Origin of the sequence: Mycolicibacterium arabiense (assembly GCF_010731815.2) — a bacterium.
GTDB lineage: Bacteria > Actinomycetota > Actinomycetes > Mycobacteriales > Mycobacteriaceae > Mycobacterium > Mycobacterium arabiense.
Window position 1 is genome coordinate 5,523,000 of the sequence record NZ_AP022593.1, and the last position, 11,188, is coordinate 5,534,187.

10 protein-coding genes are annotated in these 11,188 nt (G+C 67.1%); 8 read left to right on the forward strand and 2 right to left on the reverse strand.

Annotated elements, in window-relative coordinates:
• Positions 1 to 28 precede the first annotated feature (28 nt).
• From G6N61_RS28315 to G6N61_RS28350, 8 genes are all read left to right on the forward strand, one after another.
• Positions 29 to 727: a TetR/AcrR family transcriptional regulator gene (locus G6N61_RS28315; RefSeq protein WP_407666505.1), complete on the forward strand. Its 699-nt coding sequence runs from the start codon at positions 29 to 31 to the stop codon at positions 725 to 727.
• Positions 724 to 918 (forward strand): ferredoxin, encoded by a 195-nt coding sequence (locus tag G6N61_RS28320; RefSeq protein ID WP_163924179.1) that lies wholly within the window; start codon positions 724 to 726, stop codon positions 916 to 918. The genes G6N61_RS28315 and G6N61_RS28320 overlap by 4 nt, the downstream gene beginning before the upstream one ends.
• Positions 919 to 920: 2 nt before the next feature.
• Positions 921 to 2,156: a cytochrome P450 gene (locus tag G6N61_RS28325; protein ID WP_163924180.1), complete on the forward strand. Its 1,236-nt coding sequence runs from the start codon at positions 921 to 923 to the stop codon at positions 2,154 to 2,156.
• 61 nt (positions 2,157 to 2,217) lie between these two features.
• Positions 2,218 to 3,417, forward strand: coding sequence for an amidohydrolase family protein (locus G6N61_RS28330; RefSeq protein WP_163924181.1), 1,200 nt, complete (start codon positions 2,218 to 2,220; stop codon positions 3,415 to 3,417).
• Between the two features lie 2 nt (positions 3,418 to 3,419).
• Entirely contained in the window at positions 3,420 to 4,661 is a 1,242-nt protein-coding gene (locus G6N61_RS28335; RefSeq protein ID WP_163924182.1) for a M24 family metallopeptidase, read from the forward strand.
• A 2-nt stretch (positions 4,662 to 4,663) separates the two neighbouring features.
• On the forward strand, positions 4,664 to 5,800 hold the full coding sequence (locus G6N61_RS28340) for a M24 family metallopeptidase (RefSeq protein ID WP_163924183.1): 1,137 nt from the start codon (positions 4,664 to 4,666) through the stop codon (positions 5,798 to 5,800).
• Between the two features lie 10 nt (positions 5,801 to 5,810).
• A complete protein-coding gene (locus G6N61_RS28345) occupies positions 5,811 to 6,779 on the forward strand; it encodes an enoyl-CoA hydratase/isomerase family protein (RefSeq protein ID WP_163924184.1) in 969 nt (322 codons plus the stop codon).
• A gap of 2 nt (positions 6,780 to 6,781) precedes the next feature.
• On the forward strand, positions 6,782 to 9,223 hold the full coding sequence (locus tag G6N61_RS28350) for a CaiB/BaiF CoA transferase family protein (protein WP_163924185.1): 2,442 nt from the start codon (positions 6,782 to 6,784) through the stop codon (positions 9,221 to 9,223).
• Between the two features lie 247 nt (positions 9,224 to 9,470).
• Here the strand turns inward: G6N61_RS28350 and G6N61_RS28355 are convergent, their stop codons facing one another.
• Both G6N61_RS28355 and G6N61_RS28360 read right to left on the reverse strand, forming a co-directional pair.
• Positions 9,471 to 9,698 carry a hypothetical protein gene (locus tag G6N61_RS28355; protein ID WP_163924186.1) on the reverse strand — a complete coding sequence of 76 codons (228 nt, stop codon included), beginning with the start codon at positions 9,696 to 9,698 and terminating at the stop codon, positions 9,471 to 9,473.
• 181 nt (positions 9,699 to 9,879) lie between these two features.
• A complete protein-coding gene (locus tag G6N61_RS28360) occupies positions 9,880 to 11,130 on the reverse strand; it encodes a hypothetical protein (protein WP_163925162.1) in 1,251 nt (416 codons plus the stop codon).
• Positions 11,131 to 11,188 lie beyond the last annotated feature (58 nt).

Sequence of the window (11,188 nt, forward strand, 5' to 3'; positions counted from 1 at the left end):
TGACTTAAACCAGGGAGACGCGTTGACTGTGACTGTGACGGTCACCACTGCTGCAAAGGCCACCGCCGTTAAGACCAAGGCCCCGCGGGCCGAACGCGCGAGCACCACCCGCGAGGCGATCCTCACGGCGGCCGAACGGCTCTACGCGGAACACGGCGTGTTCGCCGTGTCGAACCGGCAGGTGAGCGAGGCTGCGGGACAGGGAAACAACGCCGCTGTCGGGTACCACTTCGGCACCAAGACCGACCTGGTGCGCGCCATCGAGCAGCGGCACCGCGCGCCGATCGAGCAGCTCCGCGAGACCATGGTGGGAGCCGCCGGCGGCTCCACCGACCTGCGCGACTGGGTGGCCTGCCTGGTGCGCCCGCTGACCGATCACCTGGCCGAACTCGGCAACCCGACGTGGTACGCCCGCTTCGCCGCACAGGCGATGACCGACCCGGCGTACCACGGCATCGTCGTCAAGGACGCGCTGAGTTCGTCCTCTCTGGTCGAGGTCGTCGACGGCATCAACCGGTGCCTACCCGAACTGCCGCTCGAGATCCGCTTCGAACGCAACATCATGGCGCGAAATCTGTTGATGCACAGCTGCGCCGACCGCGAGCGAGCCCTGGCCAAGGGTGCCACCGTGGCCAGGTCCTCGTGGCAGGCCGCCGGCTCGGGTCTCATCGACGCGATCGTCGGGATGTGGGTCGCGCCGGTGACGCCGGATGGAGTCGCGTCGTGAACGTGACCGTCGACCAGGACCGGTGCGTCTCATCGGGGATGTGCGTGATGAACGCCCCCGAGGTCTTCGACCAACGCGACGACGACGGCGTCGTCGAACTGCTCGTCGCGCGTCCCGGACCCGACCACGCCGAGGAGACCCGCAAGGCGGCTGCGGCGTGCCCAGCCCTGGCCATCCACATCGAGGAGTAGAGATGACCGACACGCTCGCCGACGACACCGTGACCAACGACGTTCCCGAATACCCCATGGAGCGGGAACCGCAGTGCCCCTTCGCGCCGCCGCGGCAGATGCTCGACATGGGCCACACCGCACCGCTGTCCCGGGTCCGCATCTGGGACGGCAGCACGCCGTGGCTGATCACCGGGCACGAGGTCGCGCGCACCCTGTTCTCGGACCCCAGGGTCAGCGTGGACGACCGGAGGACGGGCTTCCCGCACTGGAACGAACACATGCTCTCGACGGTGAACAAGCGGCCGCGTTCGGTGTTCACGTCCGACGCCGAGGAGCACACCCGCTTCCGCCGGATGCTGAGCAAGCCCTTCACGTTCAAGCGCGTAGAGGGTCTACGCCCCGCCATCCAGAAGATCACCGACGAGTGCATCGACGAGATCCTCGCCGGCCCGCAGCCCGCGGACGTCGTCGCGAAGGTCGCACTGCCCGTGCCGACCGTGGTGATCAGCGAAATGCTGGGCGTGCCATACGAAGACCACGAGTTCTTCCAGCACCACGCCAACGTCGGACTGGCCCGGTACGCCTCCGCGGAGGAGGGGCAGAAGGGGGCCATGAGCCTCCACAAGTACCTCATCGATCTCGTCGAGAAGAAGATGGCGAATCCGTCGGAGGACGCGGTGTCCGACCTCGCCGAGCGGGTCAACGCCGGTGAGATCAGCGTCAAGGAAGCCGCTCAACTCGGCACCGGCCTCCTGATCGCCGGGCACGAGACCACCGCGAACATGATCGGCATCGGTGTCCTCGCGCTGCTGGAGAACCCGGAACAAGCTGCGCTGCTGCGTGACTCGGACGATCCCAAGTTCATCGCCAACGCCGCCGAGGAGTTGATGCGGTATCTGTCCATCATCCAGAACGGGCAGCGCAGGGTGGCGATCGAGGACATCGAGATCGGTGGCGAGACCATTCGCGCCGGTGAGGGGATCATCATCGACCTCGCACCGGCGAACTGGGATGCCGCCGCCTACCCACGCCCCGACGAGCTGGATCTCACCCGCGACGCCGGACAGCAACTCGGCTTCGGCTACGGCCGCCATCAGTGCGTGGGTCAGCAGCTTGCCCGTGCGGAGCTGCAGATCGTGTTCCACACCCTGCTGCGCCGCATCCCGACCATGCGCCTCGCCATTCCCTTCGAGCAGGTGCCCTTCAAACACGACCGACTCGCCTACGGCGTCTACGAACTCCCGGTGACCTGGTAGCCCCGCCAGACCCGAACCCGCACCACGTTCCCTAGCAACAGCCCCGATTGGAGTGCCGACGATGTCAACCCCGACTGCATCAACCCCAACCAGAAAACCACCGGTACCCTCCCTCTACCCGCCGGAGGGTTGGGGAGCGCCGAAGAACCGGCACGGTCATGCCACCGGAAGCATCGCGGGCCTGCCCGTGGGCACCGAGATCTTCTCGGCCGACAACCACATCTCGGTCGCCGACGACATCTTCTACGAGCGCTTCCCCGACGATCTCAAGGGCGCTGCGCCGCGCATCTGGTACGAAGACGGCGCCTACATGGTCGGCATGAAGGGCAAGGCATGGACCGGCGGCGACTTCGGCCGCGTCCTGATGCAGTACGACGATCTGGCCGGTGCCTCGTCGAACGACATTGCCGCGCGCATCCGGGAACTCAAGGAAGACGGCATCGACAAGGAACTGGCATTCCCGAATGCCGTGCTGGCGCTGTTCCACTACCCGGACAAGGCACTGCGCGAACGCGTCTTCCGCATCTACAACGAGTACATGGCCGAGTTGCAGGAACGCAGCAACGGCCACTTCTACGGGGTCGGCCTGATCAACTGGTGGGATCCCAAGGGCACCCGCAGCACTCTGGCCGAACTGAAGTCGTTGGGACTGAAGACGTTCCTGCTGCCGCTGAACCCGGGCAAGGACGACGACGGCAACGTCTACGACTACGGTGGCGCTGCCATGGACGCGGTGTGGGACGAGATCGCCGACGCCGGTCTGCCGGTCACCCACCACATCGGGGAGACACCGCCCAAGACGCCGTGCGAGAACAACAGCGTCGTCGTGGGCATGATGGTCAACGTCGACTCGTTCCGCGAGCAGTTCGCCAAGTACGTGTTCTCCGGCATCCTCGACCGGCACCCGACGCTCAAGATCGGCTGGTTCGAAGGCGGCATCGCCTGGGTCCCCACCGCGCTGCAGGATGCCGAACACATGCTGGCCTCCTACCGGCACATGTTCAATCACGAGCTGTCCCACGGTGTCGACCACTACTGGCGCGAACACATGAGCGCCTCGTTCATGGTCGACCCGCTCGGCCTCGAACTCATCGACAAGATCGGCGTGGACAACGTGATGTGGTCGAGCGACTACCCGCACAACGAGAGCACGTTCGGCTACTCGGAGAAGTCGCTCGCTACCGTCGTCGAGGCCGTCGGCCCGGAAGCCGCGGTCAAGATCGTCGGAGGCAACGTCAAGACGTTCCTGGGCATCTCGTGACGGTGACCGCTCCCGCATCGGCCCCGGTGACCACGCTGGCCGACATCCCCGACCTGCCCGATGCCGGCCGGATGTACCGGGAGTGCGGTGCCCGGTTGCGAGATGCGATGAAGGACAAGGGCGTCGACGCGCTGGTCCTGCTCGGCAACGGGAACGTCGTCTACGCGACGGGCACCAGCTGGCCCTTGCTCGACGCGGGCCTGTCCCACGTCGAGCGGCCCGTGGCAATCGTGCTCGCCGACGATCCGCATCCGCATCTGTTCATGCCGCTGCGCGAGGGTTCGGCGTCGGAGTCCGAAGTGCCCGAGTCTCACGTGCACCCGCCGCTGTACCTGGAGTTCGACGAGGGCGTCGAGCGGCTGGCCGCCGAGTTGGGTCGGCTGCTGCCCGCCGGAGCGACCGTCGCCGTCGACGAGCTGACCGGTGCCATGCGCCGGGCCGGCACGCGCCTGTTCCCGTCCGGACCGCCATCGGACGCGGCGCAGGTCGTCGGGCCCGCCAAGCTGGTCAAGACGCGTGACCAGATCGCCAGCATCCGCAAGGCGTGCCGCATCACCGAAGAGGCCGTCACCGACGTGCAAGGGTCGCTGGCCCCCGGCGTACGGCAGGTCGACCTGTCGGCCCAGTTCGTCAGGCGTGCCTTCGAACTCGGTGCGACCGCCAACATGCTCGAGGCGATCTGGCAGGTGATGCCGAAGTCGAAGGCAGAGGGACAGTGGACGACCACGGGCGATCTGGCCCTGCCACTGCTGACGACCGAGAAGGAACTGGAACGCGGTGACGTGCTGTGGACCGACGTCAGCATCACCTACCAGGGGTACTGCTCTGACTTCGGTCGGACCTGGGTGGTCGGCGACGACGTATCCGACCGGCAGAACGCCCAGTTCGAGAAGTGGCGCGACATCCTGGGTGCGGTGCTCTCGGTGACCAAGGCGGGTGCGACCTGCGGTGACCTGGCACGGGCGGCCATCGCCGCCAACGGTGGCACCAAGCCGTGGCTGCCCCACTTCTACCTCGGCCACGGCATCGGCACCAATGCCGCCGAGATGCCCATGATCGGAACGGATCTCGGGCAGGAGTTCGACGACAACTTCGTGTTCCCCGCGGGCATGGTGCTGGTGCTCGAGCCGGTGGTCTGGGAGGACGGCACCGGAGGCTATCGGAGCGAGGAGATCGTGGTCATCACCGAGGACGGCTACCAGTCGATCACCGACTACCCCTACGCGCCGTACGGGCGGTCCTGACCATGGCACTCGAGATACTCCCCGACGCCAAGTCGCTGCGCAGCGGCCGGCGAGAGCGGGCACTGGCGCAGATGGAAGCCCACGACATCGACATCCTGGTACTCGGACGGCAGGCCAACGTCCGGTACGTCACGGGTGCGCCGCAGCTCTGGGTCGCGGGCACCCGGCCGTTCGGCCCCATCTGCGAGGTGATCCGCTCGACCGGGGAGATTCACCTCAACAGCACGTGGGACGAGGGCATCCCCGACGAGATCAGCCACGACCACCTCTACGGCCTGGCGTGGAACCCGATGACGCTCATCGACGTCCTCAAGGCGCTACCCGGGGCGGCCACCGTGCGCCGGGTCGGAACCGATTCGCTCACACCGACATTCGCCCAGCTGCTGCCGATGGCGTTCCCCAACGCCGAGCTCGTCGACGCGGAGCCGGCGCTGCGGGCGGCGCGCCGGGTCAAGACCGACGACGAGATCGCCATGCTGCGCGGTGCGTTGGGCGTGGCCGAGCGTGCGATGGAGGTTGGCCACGCCGCGCTCGCGCCGGGCAGCACCGAACAGTCACTGACGGGCGTGATGATGGAGGCGATGGCCGCCGGGGGAGTGACGACACCTGCCACCCAGGACGGCGCGTGGATCACGCCGAAGGACCACTCGTGGCGCCGCGGCGCGATCGACGGTCGCGTCCGGGAGGGCGACCTGGTGGCGCTGACCGCAGGCGCCCTTGCCGATGGGTACGTGGGCGAGGTCGGCAGGACCTGGCCCGTCGGCGACGTCCCGGGTTCCGACGCCCTGTTCCGCCGGTCGGCCGAACTCTGCGAGCGGCTGTTCGCGGCGTGCACGCCAGGCGCTGCGGGGAGCGACCTGCTCGCCGCCTACGAGGCCGCGGGCGAGGCGTTGCCTGCGACACCCGTCGCACACGGTCTCGGCCTCGGCTTCGATCCGCCGGTGATCTCGGCGGATCTGCCGGTCACCAGCGGCGAGGAGCGGCTGGAACCGGGCATGGTCCTCGCCGTCACCGGGTACGTGTGGGAGCCCGGTGTGGGAGCGGTGTTCAGCAGGGACGCCGTGCTCGTCGGCGAGACCGGCCCGGAAGTGCTGACGCCGAGCCCTACGTGGGCGCGGTCCGCAGTCCAGATCAGCTGAGAGAGAGCCAATGTCGGACGCAACGAAGCGACCATCCGCCGAGGAGATCATCCTCTACGAGAAGGACCCGAAGACCAAGATCGCCACGATCACGTTCAACCGGCCCGAGTTCCTGAACGCTCCGACGTCCGACGCCCGTCTGCGTTATGCGGACGTGGTGCGGTCGGCCAGCGTCGACGACGACGTCAAGGTCGTGATCATCCGCGGCGTTGGCGACAACCTCGGTAGCGGCGCCGACCTGCCCGAGTTCATGGAGGGCGTCGACGAGCCGGAGAAGCGGCTGCGGGAACTCAAGGTCGACGACCCGAGCCTCGGCCCGATCAACTATCCGCCGAAGGGCACGTTCCGCAACGGCGCCACGATCAGCGGCTGGTACGCCAACGTGCAGGCGGGCAACCGACCGCTGCAGGAACTCAAGAAGATCAGCATCGTCGAGGCCAAGGGGTACTGCTACGGCTGGCACTTCTATCAGTGCGCGGACGCCGATCTGGTGATCTCCTCGGACGACGCACTGTTCGGCCACCCGTCGTTCCGGTACTACGGCTGGGGTCCCCGCATGTGGACCTGGGTGCAGATGATGGGCCTGCGCAAGTTCCAGGAGATGGTGTTCACCGGCAGGCCCTTCACCGCCGAGGACATGGAGAAGTGCAACTTCCTCAATAAGGTGGTCGCACGCTCCGATCTCGAGGCCGAGACGCAGAAGTACGCCCTGGCGTGCGCCAGGAACCGTCCGGTCGACACCGTCTTCATGCAGAAGATGTTCTTCGAGGTCTACAAGCAGCACCAGGGCGAGTACATGGGCAGTCTGCTGTCGGCGTTCTTCGAATCCATGGGCAGCGGGGTGGCCAACGATCGCGAAGACGACCTGGACATGGGTGAGGCGATCGACAGCGGACTCGCCGCGGCCGTCAACGACAACGACTCGAAGTTCCCGCCCGACTTCCGGTTGAGCAAGAAGAACCGGGCGAAGCTGGACTGACGGTGGTTGCGAACGGCGCTACACCTCTGGACGGCTACGTCGTCGTCGACCTGTCGAGCGGCATCCCCGGCGCCTACTGCACCAAACTGCTTGCCGACGCGGGCGCCGACGTCGTGAAGGTCGAAGCGCCCGAGGGAGATCCGCTGCGGCACTGGTCGGCGTCGGGCGCCGCCATCCCCGCTGGCGAGGATGGTGCCCTGTTCCGCTTCCTGGCCGGTGCCAAGCGCGGCGTCACCGCCGACCCCGCGATCACCGACGACGTCGAGATGGTCGAGCGTCTGCTTGCCTCGGCGGACGCGGTGGTGTGGTCGCGTGATTCGCCGCTGGCCCGACACGACACACTGACGCCGGAGGCGATCCATCGCAGGCATCCACATCTCGTCGTCACGTCCATCACTCCGTTCGGCCTGAACGGACCGTGGAAGGACCGACCTGCCACCGAGTTCACCTTGCAGGCGTGGTCGGGCGGCGCGATCGGCATCGGCCGCGGCTCGCAGGACCGTGCACCGGTCCACGTCGGGGGGCAAGCGGGCGACTGGGTGTCCGGTGCGTATGCCGCTGCCATGACGCTGGCGTTCCGCGCCCGCGCGGTCGGCGACGGCCACGGCGAACTGATCGACCTATCCATGCTGGAATGCCAAATACTCTGTCTCACCTATTATCCGGTGACGTACTTCGAGATGCTCGGCAGACCCTGGCGCACCGAGCGGCGGCCCACTGTCCCCGGGGTCGCCGAAGCCGCCGACGGACTCGTCGCCATCGGTTGCGGCACCGCGCAACAGTGGTTCGATCTCTGCGCGATGTCCGGTCACGACGAATGGATCGACGAGGAGTCGTCGCTCACGATCACCGAGCAGGCCAACTTGCACGCCGACGACCTCTACGAATGGCTTCGCGATCAGAAGGTCGACGACGTGCGCGACCTGGCGTCGGCGTTCCGCATCCCCAATTCGCCTGTCGGCAACGGTGAGAACGTCACGTCGATGGACCACTTCGTCGAGCGCGGCGCCTTCGTCGGGAGTTCGGACGGCGACTTCGTGCAGCCCGCGCCGCCGTACCGGCTCAGCGGGGCCACGTTGCGCGAACCCGCACCCGCGCCGCGTCTCGGGGAGCACACCGACGAATTGCGTTCGGCACGAACGCGGGCGCGACCGGCGCCGACAGGCGCTCGCGTCGCATCCGGGCTGCCGTTCGAAGGCCTTCGGGTGCTCGACATGACGACGTTCTGGGCCGGTCCGTCGTGTACGCACGCGCTCGCCATGCTGGGGGCCGAACTCATCCACCTGGAGTCGACGCCGCGGCCCGACGGGACCCGGCTCATCGCAGGCATACCCGCCACCGAGGCGCAGTGGTGGGAGCGTTCGCCGATCTTCTCGGCGCTCAACACGAACAAGTTGGGTCTGACGCTCGACTTTCAGACCGAGCAGGGACGCCAACTACTGCGTCGTCTCATCTCCACGTGCGACGTCATCGTCGAGAACTTCACACCACGGGTGATCGACCAGATCGGGCTGGACTTCGAATCGGTACGCGAGTTGCGCAGCGACATCGTCATGCTGCGGATGCCCGGATTCGGACTCGACGGCCCGTGGCGCGACAACCCCGCCTTCGCCTACATCATCGAGGATGCGTCCGGATTGAGTTGGCTCACCGGGTATCCCGATCGCAACCCGTACGAGCCGTACTCGATCGGCGACCCCAACGCGGGGGTGCATGCACTCACCGCACTGCAGCTGGCTCTCGAACATCGGCGCCGCACCGGCGAAGGCGTGCTCGTGGAGGCAGCGATGGTCGATGCGGCGCTCAACGTCGCCGCCGAGCAGGTGATCGAGCACTCGGCCTACGGAATGCTGCTGCAACGCGCGGGCAATCGAGGTCCGATCGCCGCGCCGCAGAACCTCTATCAGGTTGAGGGTGTCGACGAATTCGGCCGCGAGGACTGCTGGGTGGCCGTCGCCGTCGCCACCGACGAGCAATGGGTGGCGCTGCGGAACGCCGTCGGTCGGCCCGAGTGGGCGATGGATCCGGAGCTGGACACCGTGGCGGGTCGGCGGCGTCGGCACGACGCGATCGATGACCGCCTCGGCGCCTGGTGCCGTACCCGTACGGGTGATCAGGTGGTCGAGACGCTTGCCGACGCCGGCGTCCCGGTGGCCAAGGTGATGCAGCCGCACCGGCAGCTGGAGATCGAACAACTGCGGCACCGCGGCTTCTTCGAGGAACTCGGCCATCCGGTCAATCCCTCCGCACCGCACAGCACGCTGCCGATCAACCTGGTCGCAGGCCCCGGCGCGTTCCATCGGCGCCCTGCCCCGCTGCTGGGGGAGCACAACCACGAGATCTTGCGGTCCATCGGCGTGAGCGACGAGGAGATCGCCGAGCTGGAGGCCGATGGCGTCATCGGCACGGCGCCCGCCATCGGCGGGCGCAAGACGAAGCGGTGACCGGTGCGGTGTCGTTGCGCACCAGCAAACGTCGAAACGATTCGGTACGGGCAATTCCGGAAAGCTGCACGCCATTCATGTGAAGTGCATTCGAACCGAATTCATTCCCGATTTTCGGAGACTCATGTCAAACGCATATGATTCGAATCGATTGGATGAGGGACGTGCTACGGACCCGACCCATTCGGTCGGATCCGCAGCACGAATTGGTGGATGAACGCATCGGTCATCGTCCGCGCGGCACCTGCTAGTCGCCGAGGATCAGCGCAGGCGACGCGAACTCGCCGTAGCTGCGGGGCTCGGACACCGGAGGCGGCGTAGCGTGAATGTGCACGTGGCCGTCGCGCTGGGTGATCGTTGCTCCCGTTGGCGCGGCATCGACGCCCACGCTGGCGGCCGACGCGGCAGGTGCGGTGGCGATGGCCGCAGCGGCCGCTCCGGTGATGACGAGTGTGGCGATGTGGCTGAGCTTCATGATTCTCCCTGGGTGAGTGGTGTGTCGGTGATCGACGTCGCCGCTGCTGGAATTCCCGGCTCGGAAATCGAAATGCATTGGCTACGAGTTCCAATTTAATGCGCCCAGGGTTACGTGCCAGTTGTTCATAGGGAACGCAAATGTCGTACCAGTATCTGCGTTGACGAGCAAACGTGCGCGCTCAGGCCGGCAGGATGTCGACGACCCCGTGTGTCGCCCAGAGGTTGAGGACGTTGGTCATCATCTGCAACCGGCACCGCACGCTTTCGACGTCGCGGATCGCCGGGTCGAACCGCGTCGAGTAGGCATCGAGGTCGCGCACCGTCGAGCGGACGTGGGAGGGGACGTCGAGGAGCCACGTCATGCCCATCACCGACGCGTAGAGCAGCACGTGCCGCACCAGCACGTCGACGTCGACGCCTGGGCCGCCGTGGCGACGGAACTCGTGGGCGAACCCGTCGAGCAGCTCGCGCAGGTGGCCGTCCCACAGGTCGGTCTCCGCACTGCACATCGCGCCCCAGATCGCCATGGCCACGTTCATGCGGCCGACGCAGCCCCAATCCATGAGGCCGCACTGCAGGCCGTCGTGGTCGTCGCGCCAGAACCAGGCGTTGTCCACGTTGGCATTCCAGTGACAGAGCGCTGTCAGGTCCGTATCACTGCGCAGCAGTTCCCATGCGTCCGACTCGCGACGCAGTAGTTCCGGCAGGGTGTCGCGGAGGCTGGTGAGGAACGGTGCGGAGCGGACGGACTCGGGCAGCAGGTCGGGATGCGCCGCCGCGAAGTCCGCAAGGCGGTCGACGCGGCGCAGGAGTTTCGCCCGGTCCAGATGCGGGCGCGGACCGACGGTCGGAACGCCGGCGCCAACGTCGAACTCGATCGCACCGCGGCAGTCGGCACCTGCCAGTCGCGCGACCGATGCCAACAGAGCGCGATAGTGGCCGACTTGATCGGGCATGTCGTAGTCCATGCACTTGGCGTACTGCGGTTCCAGGCCGTCGCGGCCGAACGGAATGCGTTCGGTGAGCAGGATTCCCGTGCCGGAGGCGCGGTGGTAGTCGGCGAACAGGACGGTCGGGACGGTGACCGGGAAGCCGTCGCATCGGGTGGCGGCGGCGAAGGCCACCTCCGATTCCATCTGCGTGCGGCCTGCGTCGCGTTCGGGGTCGTCGAGGTCACGGGAGAACTTGGCGAAGAGATCGCGGTGCGGACCCGGCCGCCGGTATTTGACCGACAGGGCGAGCTTGCGTCCCGTACTCCCGCCCGCGAACTCGGCCCAGGCCGTGACGGCGGTGACCTCGTTGTCGTCCCCCAGCGAGCCGAACCGACGGAAGGCGTCGGTGAGGAAGCGAGTTCCGCCGTCGCGCAACGCATCGGGGTCGGCGGGTATGGGCGTCCCGGTCGCATCCCCGATGACCCACACCCGCGACAGCGTACGCGCGTAAGCGGACGCCGTATCACGTTCGGAGTGACTGATGACGGTGTCGCGA